Source organism: Ruegeria sp. BC5, from assembly GCF_056539205.1.
The window spans coordinates 308,875-327,097 of the sequence record NZ_JBQFUN010000001.1 but is presented as its reverse complement, the minus strand read 5'-3'; the positions used below and the strand labels follow the sequence as shown (position 1 = coordinate 327,097).

The 18,223-nt window shown below is 57.7% G+C and carries 14 protein-coding genes; 5 read left to right on the top strand and 9 right to left on the bottom strand.

Annotated features, from left to right (window positions below; translation table 11 throughout):
- Positions 1-90: 90 nt before the first annotated feature.
- The 3 genes from ACR0LY_RS01670 to ACR0LY_RS01660 form a co-directional block, all read right to left on the bottom strand.
- The gene (locus ACR0LY_RS01670) at positions 91-2,445 is read right to left on the bottom strand and encodes a TRAP transporter large permease subunit (RefSeq protein WP_170349006.1); all 2,355 of its coding nucleotides are present in this window, start codon (positions 2,443-2,445) and stop codon (positions 91-93) included.
- Positions 2,446-2,462: 17 nt separating this feature from the next.
- Positions 2,463-3,398, bottom strand: coding sequence for a TRAP transporter small permease subunit (locus tag ACR0LY_RS01665; protein WP_170349007.1), 936 nt, complete (start codon positions 3,396-3,398; stop codon positions 2,463-2,465).
- A 121-nt stretch (positions 3,399-3,519) separates the two neighbouring features.
- Entirely contained in the window at positions 3,520-4,605 is a 1,086-nt protein-coding gene (locus ACR0LY_RS01660) for a TRAP transporter substrate-binding protein (protein WP_170349008.1), read from the bottom strand.
- Between the two features lie 231 nt (positions 4,606-4,836).
- On the opposite strand from ACR0LY_RS01660, the gene ACR0LY_RS01655 reads away from it, so the two are divergent.
- A complete protein-coding gene (locus ACR0LY_RS01655) occupies positions 4,837-6,270 on the top strand; it encodes a cache domain-containing protein (protein WP_170349423.1) in 1,434 nt (477 codons plus the stop codon).
- Entirely contained in the window at positions 6,267-6,914 is a 648-nt protein-coding gene (locus ACR0LY_RS01650) for a response regulator transcription factor (RefSeq protein WP_170349009.1), read from the top strand. The genes ACR0LY_RS01655 and ACR0LY_RS01650 overlap by 4 nt, the downstream gene beginning before the upstream one ends.
- 79 nt (positions 6,915-6,993) lie before the next feature.
- Here ACR0LY_RS01650 and ACR0LY_RS01645 read toward each other — a convergent pair whose 3' ends face one another.
- Entirely contained in the window at positions 6,994-7,377 is a 384-nt protein-coding gene (locus ACR0LY_RS01645) for a bleomycin resistance protein (protein WP_170349010.1), read from the bottom strand.
- Between the two features lie 47 nt (positions 7,378-7,424).
- Positions 7,425-8,270, bottom strand: coding sequence for a HalD/BesD family halogenase (locus ACR0LY_RS01640; RefSeq protein WP_170349011.1), 846 nt, complete (start codon positions 8,268-8,270; stop codon positions 7,425-7,427).
- Positions 8,271-8,695: 425 nt separating this feature from the next.
- Here ACR0LY_RS01640 and ACR0LY_RS01635 point away from each other — a divergent pair, with 425 nt between their 5' ends.
- From ACR0LY_RS01635 to ACR0LY_RS01625, 3 genes are all read left to right on the top strand, one after another.
- The gene (locus ACR0LY_RS01635) at positions 8,696-10,447 is read left to right on the top strand and encodes an acetolactate synthase 3 large subunit (protein ID WP_170349012.1); all 1,752 of its coding nucleotides are present in this window, start codon (positions 8,696-8,698) and stop codon (positions 10,445-10,447) included.
- 59 nt (positions 10,448-10,506) lie between these two features.
- Entirely contained in the window at positions 10,507-11,067 is a 561-nt protein-coding gene (gene ilvN, locus ACR0LY_RS01630; RefSeq protein WP_170349013.1) for an acetolactate synthase small subunit, read from the top strand.
- Positions 11,068-11,356: 289 nt separating this feature from the next.
- A complete protein-coding gene (locus ACR0LY_RS01625; protein WP_226688333.1) occupies positions 11,357-12,109 on the top strand; it encodes a helix-turn-helix domain-containing protein in 753 nt (250 codons plus the stop codon).
- A 2-nt stretch (positions 12,110-12,111) separates the two neighbouring features.
- Here ACR0LY_RS01625 and ACR0LY_RS01620 read toward each other — a convergent pair whose 3' ends face one another.
- The 4 genes from ACR0LY_RS01620 to ACR0LY_RS01605 all read right to left on the bottom strand — a co-directional run bounded on the left by ACR0LY_RS01620 (position 12,112) and on the right by ACR0LY_RS01605 (position 18,194).
- The gene (locus ACR0LY_RS01620) at positions 12,112-12,894 is read right to left on the bottom strand and encodes a DUF2189 domain-containing protein (RefSeq protein WP_170349014.1); all 783 of its coding nucleotides are present in this window, start codon (positions 12,892-12,894) and stop codon (positions 12,112-12,114) included.
- Positions 12,895-12,919: 25 nt separating this feature from the next.
- Complete coding sequence (locus ACR0LY_RS01615) at positions 12,920-14,320, bottom strand: amidase (RefSeq protein ID WP_170349015.1); 1,401 nt, start codon at positions 14,318-14,320, stop codon at positions 12,920-12,922.
- A 172-nt stretch (positions 14,321-14,492) separates the two neighbouring features.
- Positions 14,493-15,617 (bottom strand): peptide chain release factor 2, encoded by a 1,125-nt coding sequence (gene prfB, locus ACR0LY_RS01610; protein ID WP_170349016.1) that lies wholly within the window; start codon positions 15,615-15,617, stop codon positions 14,493-14,495.
- Positions 15,618-15,707: 90 nt separating this feature from the next.
- Entirely contained in the window at positions 15,708-18,194 is a 2,487-nt protein-coding gene (locus ACR0LY_RS01605; RefSeq protein WP_170349017.1) for a penicillin-binding protein 1A, read from the bottom strand.
- Positions 18,195-18,223: the final 29 nt, after the last annotated feature.

Sequence of the window (18,223 nt, the reverse complement as noted above, 5' to 3'; positions counted from 1 at the left end):
CGCAGGCCAAGGAGGGGCTGGCCCATTCAACAATCCAAAAAAGCAAAGGGGGCCAATTGGCCCCCTTTTCCGTTGGATCACAGTAACCAATCAATTCGGGATCAGATCCGGCACGATGGTCACAATCGACGGGAAGGACCACAGGATACCGATCCCCACCACCTGAATAATCACAAATGGTATGATCCCACGATAGATATGGCCCGTCGTCACCTCTTTCGGTGCAACCCCCCTCAGGTAGAACAACGCAAACCCGAACGGTGGCGTGAGGAACGAGGTCTGCAGGTTCACCGCCACCATGATTGTCACCCATTTCGGGTCAAACGATCCGCCATAGATCACCGGGCCCACGATGGGGATCACGATGTAGATGATCTCGAGGAAATCCAACACAAAGCCCAGGATGAACAGCACCAACATCACGATCAGGAAGACCGTAAACTCGTTGTCAAAGCTGCGCAGGAACTGCTGAATGTAATGCTCGCCGCCAAACGAGATCACCACCAGGTTTAACAACTGCGATCCGATCAGGATGGTAAAGACCATCGACGTTACCTTGGCCGTCTCGCGCACAACCGGGGTTAGAACTCCGCTTGAGAACAGAACCCAGCAGGCAAAGATCAATCCGAACAGCGCATAGAGGTAAGCCGCGTAGGCAAAGATGAAGGCGATCCAGCTTTCGACCGAGACATCGCCTTGATTGATGCGCAGATCGAAATTTATGCCCATCAGCATGCAGATGATGACGGCGAAAGTTGACCAGATGATCACCTTCCCCGAGCGCCCCTGATCCTGCAGCTTGCGATATGCCGCCAGCATGATCGCCCCGCCCGCACCCAGCGCAGCCGCCGGTGTCGGGTTGGTAATGCCGCCAAGGATTGAACCCAGCACCGCGATGATCAGGACAAGCGGTGGAAAGACCACACGGATCAGATCATTGGTGGCACAGCGTTCAGCCGCGAACTTGCAGCCATAGATCGCCAGCGCAAACGGTATCGCCATGATCACGAAGGCCAACCCTGACGAGGTCGTCGGCGCAATCAGCAGCACATCCACCAGCACCATCAACAACAGGCCGATGGATCCAATGATCAGTGGTTGTGTAGATTGCGACGGTGCTATGCCGCGACCAAACAGCAAGGTCAGACCCAGCAGCACAACGATAACCGCGACACCAGTACCAATGGGTGCAGTAGCGGCAATCTTGGCCTCCTGCGCAGCGGCCAGCTCTTCTTCGGTCAGGCGCTGAGCCTGAGAAACACCGCCAGCCTCATCCAACGCTTGCTGCTCGGCCACGGCCTGATCCCAGGCGGATTGACCGTGCAGTTCGATCATCGAGACCTTGCATTCCTCAGATACGTTGGTGCGCAGCGAAGCACCCTCGCCGATATCCGAAAAGGCCGAGACAGTGATGTTCTGGCTGCCGATCACACCCGTGCTGCCCAGCAGAACGGCACCCACGATCAGCGCGACGGGCGCGCCCAGCAGCCATGTCAGGCCTTCACCGCGGGTGATCGGTTCACCGCCACCGCCACCCAGTTCCACGGCCGGGGCTTTTTCCGGGTTCATCAACGCATAGCCGAAGGCATAAAGCGCATACAGCAAGGCCAGCATGATCCCCGGCAGCAAGGCCGCCTGGAACAATGTGCCGACCGAGACCACCGCAGGCTCACCCAGATAGGTCAGCGCGTCGGTACACCCGGCCTCAACCGCGCGGGTTTCCTGCGCAGTTGAATACAAATCACCAGCCAGCGTGCCTAGCAGAACAATCACGATAGAGGGCGGGATGATTTGCCCTAACGTCCCCGAGGCCGCGATCACACCGGTTGCCAGTTCAGGCGAGTAGTTGTTTCGCAACATGGTCGGCAGCGCCAGCAAACCCATGGTCACAACGGTCGCGCCCACAATCCCGGTCGAGGCCGCCAGAAACGCGCCCACAACCACGATCGACACGGCCAGACCACCCGGCAACGGGCCAAAAACACGCGCCATTGTGGTCAGCAGATCGTTGGCGATCTTTGAACGCTCCAACGTGATGCCCATCAGGACGAACATCAGCACGGCCAACAGGGTTTCGATGGATTGCCCGGCCAGAACACGTTCGTTGATACGGTTCACAATGAACGAGACGTTGCGGTCCAGCGCAGTTTCCCAGCCAGAGGGGAAGACCGGCTCGCCAATGGTTGGCAATTCCGGGTATCGGAAAACAGATATGGTGTCAGGTTTGACGCCCGAATTCACCAGATCCCGATAGGCCTGCGTACCCGAGTCGATGGCCTGATGCACCAGCAACCCGGCACTGTCCAATGCCGCGATGATCCCGAATGAGATGATACCAGCCCCACCGATGGCAAAAGCCACCGGGAACCCGGAAAGGATGCCTCCGAAAAGGCAGAAAAATACGATAATGAGGCCTATCTCGACGCCATCAAGTCCGAATAGCATTGTCTGGTTCTCCGTCCCTAATGCGCGCCTTCGTAGGCTTCTTCACCCTCACCAAGGCTATCCTTGTCGAGGTATTTTCCAGCACTGTCCGGTCCTTCCACGTATTCAAGATACGACCGGTACAGGAATGCTATTGCTTGCAGGAAGACCAGCCCGGCAAAGGCCACCAGCATGATCTTGAACAAGAAATACGCAGTGAAACCGTTGGGGCTGAAGCCGATGGTTTCGACATTCCAGCGCATCGCCTTCGATTTTAGCAACAACCGCTCCAGCGTGTCACTGGCCGAGGGTTTCGGCACGATCAGGTGCCGCCACATGAAGTACCAGCCATACATCCAGACCAGCACTGCCAGCGGCATCATGAAGAACACCGAGCCCAGCATGTCGATCACCTTTTTGGTGCCGAACCGTGCCGGGGCATAGAACAGATCAACCCGCACATGCCCGCCCTGCACAAAGGTGTACCCTACACAAAGAGACACCACCAAAGCGTTGTAAAACTTCAACATTTCAGCATACCAACTGATGTCGTATTGCAGCGGAATGCCAAAGGCGATCACGATGTCGGGGCGGGTGAAAATCCGCTGCATGATCACGATGATGATTTGCTGTAGCACCATCAGCAGACCGGCCCAGGCAAAGAAACGGCCCAGCGTGTTGGTGAACCCCTCAAGTCCGCGCACACACCCCCACATGAAGTTGTTGCGAACCATGCCGATGATCGTGATAACCAGAAAAACTGCAAAAACGGCAAAGAAGAACTCAACCGATCCGCCATAGTAGACGAAGCGCATGACAGCTTCTTTATCGGACCAATCCAGCCAAAGGCTTGGATGGGTCAGTGCGTAGCCAATGTTGTAGAAGGCTTGGGCCAGATTTTGCAGAACCCAGACAATCCCGCCGCCAACTGCGGCAAGAGCGTCGGTCAAACCAACCGAGCTGCTGTCGTCCATGATGTCCCTCACTCAGCTGAATATCTGTGACTTTCACCTTAGCAGGGGTCGCAGGATTCAGAGAATATGTATTGAAAAGAGGCCCCACTTTCGTGAGGCCTCTGAGATTTCCGGCGCCTACTTAGCCACCCAGAACGCGAACGCGCTGCTGGACGTAGTATCCATCCGACTTGTTGATCCACGAGGCCGACGTCGCCAGCGACTCTTCGAACGAACCGCGGATATTGGCAAACAACTCGTCATTCATGTTCTCGTCCATGACCTCGGCGGATGCCTGGCCGAACGCGTCCCAAACGTCGTCCGAGAATTGCAGCGTTTTGACGCCCTGCGATTGCAGACGCGCCAGTGCGGCACCGTTGTTGGCCAGCGTTTCGGCCAACTGATAGTGGGTTGTGGCCATCGACGCATAGCGCAGGATTGCCTGCTGTGCCGGTGTCAGGTCATTCCAGACATCCAGGTTGACCGATGCGGCCAGACCCGAGCCCGGCTCATGGAAACCCGCGGTGTAGTAGACCTTGGCAACTTCCTGGAAGCCGGCGCGTTCGTCCGCCATCGGGCCAACCCACTCCAGACCGTCCAGCGCACCCGAAGACAGCGCCTGATACAGTTCGCCGCCGGGGATGTTCTGAACCGAGGCGCCCAGTTTGCCCAGCACCTTGCCACCCAGACCAGGCATACGGAACTTCAGACCGTTGAAGTCTGCGGCCGAGTTAATCTCGTTACGGAACCAGCCACCGGACTGCGAGCCCGAGTTACCGGCCAGCAGGCCCTTGAGGTTAAAGATCTGACCCAGCTCGTCGTGCAGCTCTTCGCCGCCGCCATGGTAGTACCAGTTGGTCAGTTCCTGCGCGGTACCACCAAACGGCACAGCGGTGAAATAAGCGTAACCGGGGTGCTGACCGATAAAGTAGTAGTCGGCCGAGTGGTACATGTCAGCCTGGCCCGACGACACGGCGTCGAACACTTCCAGCGCGCCCACCAGTTCACCCGGGGCCTTCTTGTCGATGGTCAGCTGACCGTCGGACATCTCGCCGACCATCTGCTCCATATAGCTGGCTGCGTCATCCAGAACGGCAAAGCCACGCGGCCATGATGTCACCATCGTCAGGGTCCGCTTGCCCTGCGCATATGCCGGTGCTGCCAGCGCGGTAGCTGCGGCCGCGCTGCTGCCTAGTGCCGTGGTTTTCAAAAATGAACGACGATCCATATAGTCAGTCCTCCCAAAGTCATGGTCTGCCTCTTGGGGCAGTTGATCGTTGTCGATGGGGCGGATCATATCCATGCAATTGAAGATGAAAATACCTACTACTACGTAGAAACGGTCATTCGTTGGGACAAACCGCTGGATTCACCGCGATTTTTTACTCGGCACCTACCTATTCCCGGCATTGAACGGTCCGACTTTGCTTTTTTTGTGAAATTTGCCTATCGCAGAGATATGGGGAGATTCCGCAACGTCTTTCGACCGAATTACGCGCAAAAGCTGTCGCTGCTGGCAACACTGCCGCTGATTGTGGCCGTGGCGGCGATTGCCATTCTCGTCGCGCATCAGTCGCGCAAACTGGCCGAACGTGAAATCGATCAGCTTGAGGCACAGCTGATCGAAGCCAAAAAGGCCGAACTGCGCAACTATGTCACCCAAGCTCGCAACGGATTTTACTTTGTCTACGGCTCGGCCCAACCCGATGATCAGGCGGCCAAGGATCAGGTCGCGCAAATCCTGTCGGCAATGATCTACGGCGATGACGGATTCTTTTTTGTCTATGACTATGACGGTACCAATCTGGTCAGCCCGCGCCAAACCGACCTGATCAACAAGAACTGGAGCGGCCTGACCGACAGTGAGGGCACACCAGTCGTGGACGAGCTGATCCGGATCGCCCGACAAGGTGCGGGGTATCACACCTATCTGTGGCCCAAACCTTCGACCGGGGAAGAGGCACAGATGATCACCTACGTCACCAGCTTTCCCAGCTGGCAGTGGGCTGTTGGAACCGGGGTGTTCATTGACGATGTTGTCGCATCGATCGCCGCCGCCCGGGCCGAGGTCGAGGCCCGTGTACGCCGGACATTCTATTATATCGGCGGAATTACTTTGGCGGCAGTGCTGGTCGTTTTTGCATCCGGCATGCTCCTGAATTTCCGGGAACGGCGGCTGGCGGATGCCAAGCTGAAGGAACTGACGCAACGGGTTCTCGACGCGCAAGAGGAAGAGCGGGGCCGAGTGGCGCGCGAACTGCATGACGGGATCAGCCAGATACTCGTCGGTGTACGCTACGCGCTGGACAATGCCCGGCGGCGGCTTGCGCGGGGCGATGACGACGGGGCCCACGCCCCATTGGACAAGGGGATAGAGCATCTCGGCACCGCAATCACCGAGGTGCGCCGCATCAGCCGCGATTTGCGCCCAGGTGTGCTGGACGATCTGGGCCTTGGCCCCGCAGTGAAGGCGCTGACCGACGATTTCCGCGAGCGTACGGGGATTGAGACCGAATTCTCGACCGTCGTGTTTCGAAACCGGTTGGATCAGGACGCCAAGATCGCCCTTTACCGTATCGCACAAGAAGCCCTGACCAATATCGAACGCCACGCCGACGCAACGCATGTTACAATTGATCTGCGCGGTCACAAAAAGGGTGCCACCATGCGCATCACCGACAATGGTCGCGGCCTGCCCCGCGAGGCTGAAGGCGTCAGCACCGGGATCGGGCTGCGCAACATGCAGGAACGCATCGAACAGCTTGACGGATCACTGCGTATTCTGTCATCACGCAGCCCGCACGGCGGCACCGTGATCGAGGTTACCCTGCCGCTTAGCCACTTGCTTCCGCCGCAGGAAGACGCAACTCCGAACCGAAAGGCCGGTACATGAGCGCACAGTCGATCCGGGTCCTGATCGTGGATGACCACCCGATGGTGGCCGAAGGGATTCAGTCGATCCTTGAAAGCTATCCCGACATCGAAGTGGTCTGCACACTAGGCACCGGGCAAGAAGCCGTTGATCAAGTTGCCGATCTGTCCCCCGATGTGATCCTGATGGATCTGAACATGCCTGGCCTAGGCGGGCTCAGCGCCACCGAGATGATTTTGGAGCGCCTGCCCGAGACCCGCATCCTGATCCTGTCGATGCATGACAGCCCCGAATACATTTCGACCGCACTGAACCACGGGGCCAAGGGTTATGTCCTCAAGGACGTACCGACGGATGAGATCAAACAGGCCATCGACGCGGTGATGCGCGGCGAACAGTACCTTTGCACCGGTGCCAGCGGGTCGCTGCAGCCCAAACAAGACAGCGCACGTGAGGCGCTGACCGGCCGTGAGCAGACCATCCTGCTGGAACTGGCGCAGGGAAAGTCCAACAAAGAGGTGGCGCAGACCTTGGAAATCTCTGTGCGCACGGTGGAAACTCACCGCAAGAACATCAAACGCAAACTGGGTATCTCATCCACTGCGGGCCTGACCCGATACGCGCTGGAACACGGTGTCCTGCAAGGCACCAGCCCCGGTTTCTAAACACGCCCGCAGCGCGCAGCGCTGCCCGGCCTAACCGGAGGAGATGCGCCGCAGGTGTATTGACAACGGGCGGGAGGGCCTACCCCCTCGGGCTGATATCCTGTCCAAAGAATACCAACGTCCCGTCTTCGTCGATAACGTGAAACTCGCGCTGCAGATAGGGTTGATCAAACGGCGGGCGCACGCGCCCTTCGGGTAGATCAGCCAATCCCGGCAGCAAGCTGTCGTACAAATCGTCGATTTCGTCGACGTCTATGTAAAACGACTGATCTTCTCCCAACGGGCGACCATCATCGCGCGGCGGGCATTCCAATAGCCGAATGGCCACGGACCCCAATGACAAAAAAGCGTAATTGTCCTGCCGAAACCCGCAAGAAAATCCCAAACGATCGCAATAGAAATCAATCTGCTTTTGCAGGGAGGAACACAGAACAAATGGCGTAAGCTGTATAATCTTAGGCATCGGACCCTCCGGTCGCTGAAAACCTCTTTATTTTAACCCCAGAATTTTCAGTCCAGCAATTGATCCTTTCGCATCCCTTCACGCGCATGATGATGCGGTAACACACGCCCATAAAGCTGTCGTGTGCGTTCAACCCCGCCGCACATCCCTTCGGCTTCAACGAATGAGAAAATCCCAACGTATCGGGTGCGCGCACCCGTTACTGGGGCCACCCTGTGCAGCGCGTACCGTCCCTTGAAAATCTGTAGGTCCCCCGGTTGCAACTCCAGCTCTCGGACCCGTGCCCTGTCTCCGTCCAAAACCGAGGCCACGGACTTAAAATTTTCGTCCTCGGCCGTGCGCAGGTTCGGCACATATTCAAAGGTGCCCCCGACTTCTCCATTCTGAATGGCCAGCGTAACGGTGTAGTTGTTGGTGTCGAAATGCCAGGGAAAGCCCTGCCCCTCTTCGACCACGTTAATGATCACATCTGCCAGCGGATCATCATAGCGAAAGAACCGATCCTCGGGCTCGTCCAATGCGTCACGGACAAAAGGCATGAACCATTCATATTCGTAAATCCGCCGCAAAGGACCCGACGTGGGGAAATTATCTGCGGGAACAAAGGCGTTTGAGCGGTCATAAAAACGGCGTATCGGATGCCCGATCCCAAAGCGCGGATCATCTTTGGTGAAATAGGCGTTGGTCCTGTTGAAAGAGCGATGCGCTTGTGGGGCAACCTCATCCGCCTCGCGCACCAGCAACTCCAAACCGTCCTCATGCACAAATCCTGGCAGAACCGCGCAGCCGTCTTGATCAAGTTCTTTCCGCACATCTGCAATCGTCTGATCATAGCCCCGCGACCCGGGCCGATCGATCGGATACCGCCCTAGATCTATGAGGTCCTGCAACATTCTTCGCCTCCCTTACCTGTTCAACTGAGACCAGCGTGCCGCACAGAGCCGGGTCGCTCATGTCAATTTTAGACATTGCCTTGACGCTTTCAGACCTGCCATTTGCCAGCCCAAATCATCATGAGCGGGCAAAAATTCGCGGAAATTCCCAACCTGCGGCAATCTGCGCAATAAAATGTCGCAAAAACTGCATCTCAGGTTACAAAATTGGTACGATTGCCTGTTGACGCCCCTTTCGCCCGCCCATAATGTCCCTGCCAAGCTGAAAAGGAGCCTCTGGCGATGAAAGCGCTAGTCGTAATCGTAGGAAACACGCGCATGGGCCGGTAACGGTAAACCATAATCGAACCCATGCGCCTCCGAAAAATCTCGGGGGCTTTTTTTATGCTAAACGCAAGACACATGTCGCGAACGGAGCAAAGCAGATGACACGTGAGATGACCGGCGCAAAAATGGTAGTTCAGGCCCTCAAGGATCAGGGCGTGGACACGGTATTCGGATACCCCGGTGGCGCCGTGCTACCGATCTATGATGAGATCTTTCTGCAAAACGACATTCGGCACGTTCTGGTGCGCCACGAACAGGGCGCGGTTCACGCCGCCGAAGGCTATGCCCGGTCAACCGGCAAACCCGGCGTTGCACTGGTGACTTCTGGCCCCGGCGCCACTAACGCGGTGACCGGCCTGACCGATGCGCTGCTGGATTCGATCCCGATTGTGGTTCTGACTGGGCAGGTTCCGACCTTCATGATCGGCTCGGACGCCTTTCAAGAGGCCGACACAGTCGGTATCACCCGCCCTTGCACCAAGCATAACTGGCTGGTGAAGGACACGGATTCGCTGTCTGAGACGATGCATGAGGCATTTCACGTCGCCATCTCGGGCCGCCCCGGGCCGGTGCTGGTCGATATTCCCAAAGACGTTCAGTTTGCCTCGGGTGAATATACCGCGCCAAAACCGTCAACATCGCACTACCAACCGGTTCTGAAAGGCGATCTGGAAGAGATCACCGAACTGGTTGCGGCAATCGAGACCGCAAAGAAGCCGGTCTTTTACACTGGCGGCGGCGTCATCAACTCGGGCCCTGCTGCCAGCCAATTGCTGCGCGAATTGGTTGATGCGACGGGCTTTCCGGTCACCTCGACCCTGATGGGTCTGGGCGCTTATCCGGCGTCGGGTGAAAACTGGCTGGGCATGCTGGGGATGCACGGCCTGTACGAGGCCAACCTGGCGATGCATGACTGCGACCTGATGATCAATGTCGGCGCACGGTTCGACGACCGGATCACCGGGCGGATTGATGCATTCTCGCCGAACTCGAAAAAGGCGCATATCGACATTGATCCGTCATCGATCAACAAGGTGATCCGCGTGGACATCCCGATTGTCGGTGATGTGGCACATGTGCTTGAGGATATCCTCAAGGTCTGGAAATCGCGCGGCCGCAAAACCGATGCGGCCGCCGTCAAGAAGTGGCAGGCCCAGATAAGCGACTGGCGCAAGGTGAATTGCCTGGCGTTCACCAACAGCGAAAAGACCATCAAACCGCAATATGCGCTGCAACGCCTTGAAGAGCTGACCAAAAAGCACGACCGCTACATCACAACCGAGGTCGGTCAGCATCAGATGTGGGCGGCGCAGTATCTTGGCTTCGAAGACCCCAACCGCTGGATGACCTCGGGTGGTTTGGGCACGATGGGCTATGGTTTCCCGGCCTCTGTTGGGGTGCAGATGGCGCATCCGGACGCGCTGGTGATCAACGTGGCCGGTGAGGCGTCGTGGCTGATGAACATGCAGGAAATGGGCACGGCTGTTCAGTACCGCCTGCCGGTGAAGCAGTTCATCCTGAACAATGAACGCCTCGGCATGGTACGTCAGTGGCAGGAACTTCTGCATGGCGAGCGGTATTCGCATTCGTGGTCCGAAGCGCTGCCCGATTTCGTCAAGCTGGCCGAGGCGTTCGGCGCCAAGGGCATCCTTTGCTCTGACCCCGCCGATCTGGATGACGCGATCATGGAGATGATCAACTATGACGGTCCGGTGATTTTTGACTGTCTGGTGGAAAAGCACGAGAATTGCTTCCCCATGATCCCGTCAGGAAAGGCACATAACGAGATGTTGCTGGGCGAGGCCGAAACACAGGGCGTGATCGATTCCAAAGGCTCGGTTCTGGTTTGACGAAATTTGTTGGGCGCGGCGGAGCGCCCAACACCACAAGAATGATGAAAGGGACGTAAATGTCTGCCCTACATATCAAAAAAGGCTCTACCCGCCATTCGGCCTATAACCTACGCCCGACCTTTTCGGACGTGCAAGAACGCCACACGATTGCGGTTCTGGTCGAAAACGAACCCGGTGTCCTAGCCCGTGTAATCGGGTTGTTCTCGGGCCGTGGTTACAACATCGAAAGCCTTACCGTAGCCGAGGTTGACCACACCGGGCATCTGAGCCGTATCACCATCGTGACCACCGGTACGCCGCAGGTTATCGAGCAGATCAAGGCGCAGCTGGGTCGTATCGTCACCGTTCACGACGTGCATGATTTGACCGTCGAAGGCGACGCGGTCGAGCGGGAGCTGGCGATCATCAAAGTGGTTGGCGCAGGCGACAAAAGGGTCGAGGCGCTGCGTCTGGCCGATATCTTCCGCGCCAACGTGGTCGACAGCACGCTGAACTCTTTCATTTTTGAAATCACCGGAGCCCCGGACAAGATCGACGCCTTTGCCGATCTGATGCGCCCTCTGGGTCTGGTCGAAGTGGCCCGCACTGGCGTTGCGGCCCTGCTGCGTGGCGAGTAACATTTACCCCACCCTGTCGGCTCGCGTATGGGTGGGGAAACTCTGGCCTGTCATGCTGCCTTGTAAGCTAAAACTGGCCGAATAACGTTTATTGGCGCCAAAGCGCCCAAAAGATCACACAAAACAAGATAAAGCCTATTGCGTTTGTAAGATTGGACGTTAGCCTCTGGGGGTGACGTGGCGTTGGGATGCGCCCGTTCGTGTCATCTGTACGATATGTGCGTTATGTCGACCGTCAGGTCGAACATGTTGCGTACTATAAAACAAGTCGCGAGAACCTGGGACACCTATGACCAAAGACATCCGCAACCCGGACGAATTGCGCAGGATGTTCGGCGCCAATCTCAGACAACTTGCGCAGCAATATACATCAGTATCAGAACTTTGCCGACAATTGGGCGTCAACCGGACGCAATTCAACCGATACCTTGGTGGCGAGAGTTTTCCAAGACCTGACGTACTTGACCGGATTTGCCGGTTTTTCGAAGTGGACGCCCGTATTCTGCTGCGCCCGCTGGACGAGATCGACCGCTCTCCGACACATCCCGCAGCGTCTGCCCTTACAGATTTTCTGGGCTCGGGCCCCACAACACTGACCGAGAACCTGTTTCCGGCGGGGTTCTACTATGCGACGGAGACCGAACTGGATGATCCTAAGCCCTCGCGTCATCGGTTGATTCACGCACGCCGGTTGCCGCAATGCACGCTGGTGCGTGGTTATGAGCCGCGCCCTGGCATGCCGAGCGCCGCTCCGACAGAACGTGAAGTGCAAGGCATCGCCGCCTGTGCTGGCCGGCAGATTTATATCCTGATGTCCAGCCGAGCCTCGCAAAACAGCCGTATTTATCTGGTGACGCGCGGGACCGATGAGCATTCGGACCGGTGGCGCGGCGTGGCAATCTGCTTGTCCAGAACGACCGCCAGCGAGACAACCACCCGGCGCATTCTACTGCGTCATCTGGGCGAAGACCCTTCGGCCGTTCTGGCAGCGGCGCGAACCGCCCGCCGTGCAGAACGCTCGCTTCAGCAAGCGGCAAGCTGACGTCACGCAGCGTTTTCGCCCGACGCTTGAGTGATCAGCCGATATAAATGCCAGCTAGCATGCCCCAACAACGGCAGCACAAAAAACAAGCCCAAAAACCACGGAATCATGGCTAGAAAAGTCAGGATGGCGATAAAGATTCCCCACAACAACATGACGCTGAAATGATCACGGACATAGCTGAAACTGGCGATCATAGCGGTCACGAAATCCAGCTCTCGGTCCAACAGCATGGGGATGGAAAGTACGGTGATCATATAAAGCACCGTCGCAAACACAGCGCCCACAACGCTTCCCACAGCCAACATCGTCAACCCGTTGGCGGTCAAATACACCTCTAACGAGGTCGACACGTTTGTCATCGTCGACAACCCCATGAACAGGGCAAAGATCATATGGCCCAGAAAGAACCAGAATAAAAACATCACCACAATAATCGCGCATATCGAGGGCAACTGACGGCGCCCCTGCTGCACCACCACTCCGAAAATAGACTTGAATTCCAAGGTCTCACCCTGCTCCAGCCGGTGCGAGACTTCATACATCCCTACCGCCGCAAAGGGCCCCAGCAAAGGAAACCCGATAGCAGCCAGAACCAACCAGTACGACGTGCCCGTCTGCAAGGTGATCCAGGCCATGAACCAACCGGCCAGCACGTAAAACCCCGCAAACAGAAGCCCAAAAACCGGAGCCCGACGAAAGTCTGTCCAGGCCCGGCGCAGGGCTTCGCGCAACATCCCCAAATTCACCGGCCCCATTTCCGGAACACCAAATGGCTTGTCCATGTTCTGTCCTCCTCCCTTGCCGACCCTATGGTTGGGCCGGTCGTTTTTGCGGCCACATGGTGGCGGCGTGATAGGTTGCGCCAATCGACAGGATGCGGGCGTCGGAGCCGCGTGGACCAAACACCTGAATTCCCATCGGTAATCCGTTGGCTCCAAAACCCGCCGGTGCTGACAGGCAGGGCAAGCCGATCAGGCTGACTGGCACCATGACCTCCATCCACCGATGATAGGTATCCATCCTTCGCCCCGCAATTTCCGTTGGGTATGGCGTCTCAATCTCAAAGGGCCAAACCTGCGCAGACGGCAACACCATGGCATCATAACCACGCATCAACTCTGCCACGCATCGAAACCATTCGGACCGGATGACGCTGGCTTCATGCACTTGCATCGCCGTCAGAGTCTGCCCTCGGTCCAACTCCCATTGCGCCGTGTCTTTCAACACGTCACGTTGATCTGCAAGCGGCGCAAGGCTTGCGGCCACGCTCCAGGATCGCAAGGTTATCCAACTCTCCCAAAGGCGCTCGGCCTCAAATGGCGGCGCAACGGGGATGACCTCGGCCCCCAGCTGAGTGAACACATTCAAAGCACTTTCACATTGCGCGTGTACGCCATCCTCAAATGGATAAGCCCCTCCCCAGTCATCCAGCCACCCAATCCGCACGCCGCGCATGTCTGCCGCCTGCACCGGCGACACTATGGGGGTGGCCCCACCAAACGGCTGCCGCACATCCGGCCCTGAGATCACGTCCAGCAACAGGCCCAGATCCTCTGGGCTGCGCGCCATCGGGCCAAGCGTGGACAGCTGATGCAGAAAGCCATCACCTACCGGTTCCGACGGCACCCGCCCCCAGCTTGGCCGAAACCCGTAAACATTGTTCCAGGCCGCCGGGTTGCGTAGGCTGCCCATCGCGTCTGACCCATCCGCAAGCGCCACCATCCCGGTCGCCAGCGCCACCGCCGCGCCGCCGGATGACCCGCCGCAGGTCCGGGCCGGATTATAAGGGTTCGTCGTCGCGCCATGGACCGGATTGAAAGTATGGGACCCCAGCCCGAATTCGGGAACATTGGTCTTGCCGATCAGGATCGCCCCGGCCGCCCGCATCCGCGCGGCAATCAGATCATCCCTTTGCGCAACGTGATCCCTAAAAATCGGAGATCCCTGCGACGTTACGATCCCCGCCACGTTCACCAGATCTTTGACCGCAATCGGCAATCCATGCAGGGGGCCACGGATTGGACCAGAATCCAAAGCGCGGGCCTCGGTCATCAAATCATCCCGCTCGCGCAAAGCCACAATGGCGTTCGCGGCCTCGTTGACCCCGCCAATCCGCTCCAGCGTTTGCTGCATCACCTTTTGCGCCGACATCTGCCGGTCCGTCAGCGCGTTCAACAGGTCACTTGCAGTTGCTTGGCTCAGATTCATCCCAGGTTCGTCCCTTTTGCAAGGTCAACCTAGCCGGGGCATCCCCCCATTTAAACCCACTGTTTAAATGAATCTTTTCCGTTCCCACAGAAAGCCGGGATCCGTTGCATCTGGCTAAAAATTTATCGGGGGAGGCATTGCTTGCGGAGACCGGGCAAAGCCCCTGCCCGCCTTAGTCGCCCTGCGCCTCGGACCGGCTTTTGCCCGCCACGTTCAACGCCAGTGTGGCTGCCATGAACCCATCCAGATCACCATCCAACACACCCTTGGTGTCTGATGTCTCATGGTTGGTGCGCAGATCCTTCACCATCTGATAAGGCTGCAGGACATAGGACCGGATTTGGTTTCCCCAGCCCGCGTCGCCCTTGGCCTCGTGCGCAGCGTTGATATCCGCATTGCGGCGATCCAGCTCTTGCTGATACAGGCGCGACTTCAGCGCTTTCATCGCAATATCGCGGTTTTGGTGCTGCGACTTCTCGGAACTGGTCACAACGATCCCGGTCGGAATGTGCGTGATCCGAACTGCCGAGTCGGTGGTGTTCACGTGCTGACCGCCCGCGCCCGAGGACCGGTATGTGTCGATACGGATGTCCGAGGGGTTCACCTCGATCTCAATATTGTCATCAACCACCGGATAAACCCAGACCGAGCTGAACGACGTATGCCGCTTAGCCGCCGAGTCATAAGGTGAAATCCGCACCAACCGGTGCACACCACTTTCAGACTTCAACCAGCCATAGGCGTTATGACCGGAAATCTTGTAGGCGGCGGATTTAATCCCCGCCTCTTCACCCGAGGTCTCGGATTGCAGCTCGACGGTATAGCCCTTTTTCTCGGCCCAACGCACATACATCCGCGCCAGCATCGAGGCCCAGTCGCAGCTTTCCGTGCCACCAGCGCCCGAGTTGATTTCAAGGAAGGTGTCATTGCCATCAGCCTCGCCATCTAGCAGCGCCTCCAGCTCTTTCTTGGCGGCTTTGGCTTTCAGGCTTTTGATGGCGTTTTCAGCGTCGGTGACAACCTCTTCGTCCTCCTCCATCTCGCCCAGTTCGATCAATTCGATATTGTCGCTTAGATCGGTTTTGATGGTTTCATAGGTTTCGATGGCATCAACCAACATCTGACGTTCGCGCATCAGTTTCTGCGCGTTCTCGGGGTTGTCCCAAAGGTTGGGGTCCTCGACGCGCGCATTAAATTCCTCAAGGCGGTGGGGCGCAGTTTCATAGTCCATACGCTGCGCCAGCAGCTCCAGCGACTTTTCAATTTCCGCCACGGTATTCTGGGTTTCGGCGCGCATGGTCTTGTCCCAACTTGCTCAATCAGGCCTGCGTGATAGCAAGAGGTTCGGGGCACCACAAGACAGCGGAGCCCCGAAACATATCGGTTATCAGTAAAGCCCACCGGTCGAGAGATCACCCTGGCTGGCATTGGGGCCAACAGTGACGGTATTCCCGGTTGATGTGGTCACCTGACGGCCGGTGTTGACCTCTTCGAACAGCGGCAGGTCCGAACCAACCGCAAAGCCGCCGTCATACACGCGGTCAATAAAGCCGTCGACGCCATCGCGGAAATACTCGGCAACGACATAATCCCCGGTCGCATCCGCTGGCAGGCGCGCGCCACTGAAACGGTCGATTTTGATAAAGTGGCCACCCTCGGGCACTTCAAACGGACCGCCGCCATATTTCTCGACAGCTTTTTCCATAAAGCTTTGGAAAACAGGGCCACACATTGTGCCGCCATAGGCCCCCCGTCCCATCGGGCGCGGGCGGTCATACCCGATATAGCAACCGGCCACGATATTGGACGTAAAGCCGATGAACCACGCATCTTTGGATTCGTTGGTCGTACCGGTTTTACCCGCTGTGGGCACGGGCAGATTAACGACGCTCGACGCAGTTCCCCGATCCACCACGCCCTTCATCATCGACGTCAGCTGATACGCGGTGATCGCATCCATGACCTGCCAGCGATCGGTCACAATGGTGGGCGACTCGTCCGGCTCAAGCCAGCTAGAGTTACAGTCCACACACTGGCGGTCGTCATGTCGGTAAATCGTCTTGCCGAACCGGTCCTGAATTCGGTCGACCAGAGTGGGCTCGACCCGTTCGCCACCATTGGCGAACATCGCATAGGCCGCGACCATCTTGTATAGCGTGGTTTCCTCGGACCCCAACGAGTTGGCAAGGAATGCCCCCATCCGGTCGTAAACGCCGAACCGTTCAGCATAACCCGCGACAACCGGCATCGTGACCTCTTGCGCCAGACGGATCGTCATCAGGTTCCGCGACTGCTCGATCCCGGTGCGCAGTGGCGTCGGACCATAGAACTTGTTTGTCGAGTTCTTGGGCCGCCACAAACCTTGCGGCGTGTTTACCTCGATCGGGGCATCCACCACGATTGTTGCTGGGCTATAACCACTGTCCAGTGCCGCTGCGTAAACAAAAGGCTTAAAGCTGGACCCCGGCTGGCGCTGCGCCTGCGTAGCGCGGTTGAACACTGTATCCTGATACGAGAACCCGCCCTGCATCGCCAGAACCCGGCCCGAATTCACGTCCATCGCGACAAATCCGCCCTGTACTTCGGGAATTTGACGCGCCGACCACTGACCTTCTTCGCCGGCCATGACCAGGATGACGTCACCACGTTTGAAATTGGCGGCGAAATCGCCCTGCATCCATTTGATATCGGAACGGGGCACAACGCCGTCGGCTGGGCCGTTCTCGATACCGACCGTTAGGGATTGATCGGCCACGTTCAAAACCACCGCCGGATACCACTGCGTTGGCAGCACCACGTCGCGCGGGATTTCCAAGATCGCCAACGCCTCGCGCCACTGGGCTTCATCGGTCAGTCTATCTTCGGCGATCACTTCTTTCGTGCCGCGCCATTTACCGCGCGAGCGGTCGTATTTTTGCAACGCGGTACGCAGGGCCTTGGCCGCTTCAACCTGCATCTCTTCGTCCACCGAGGCGCGGACGGTAAAGCCGCCAGTAAAGAACTCACCCTCGCCGAAATCCTCGCTCAGCTGGCGGCGGATTTCGTCGGTGAAATAGTCACGTGGTGGCAGCGCAGTGCGGAAGCTTTCGAAATCGCCATTCTGGACCGAGCGCAGCGGCTGGTCGACCTCGATCTCATAGGTCGCCTTATCGATATAGCCATTCTGGTGCATTTCGCGCAGCACGTAGTCACGGCGCGCCAGCAGGCGTTCTTTCTGGCGAACTGGATGGTAATCGGACGGCGCTTTAGGCATTGCGGCCAGTGTGGCCGCCTCATGCGGGGCCAGTTCCTGCAACGTCTTGTTGAAATAGGTCTGCGCCGCAGCCGTCACACCATACGAGTTCTGGCCCAGAAAGATCTCGTTCATATAGAGTTCGAGAATCTGTTCCTTGTCCAGCGTATCCTCAAGCCGGGTGGCGAGAATGATTTCCTTGATCTTGCGCTCGGCCCGGCGGTCGCCGGACAGCAGGAAGTTCTTCATCACCTGCTGCGTGATCGTGGACGCACCACGCACGTTTTCACCCTTGGATTTCACAGCCTCGACACCGGCAGCGATGATGCCGCGCGGGTCATAGCCTTGATGCGTGTAAAAGTTCTTATCCTCGGCCGAGATGAAAGCCTGCTTCACCAGGTCGGGAATTTCTTCGGACGGGGTAAACAAGCGGCGTTCCTGCGCGAATTCGTCGATCAGTTGACCTTCGCCCGAATAAATCCGGCTGATCGTCGGCGGCTTGTATTGCGCCAGCGATTCATGGCTGGGCAGGTCGCGCCCATACATCCAGAACACCGCGCCGATCACCAGCGCAGCCATGAAGATACCCAGGGTGACGAGGCTGAAGATCGCCCCGAAAAACGAAAGAATGAAACGGATCACGTTACTGCCTTTTACTCGCGCTGCCGCCT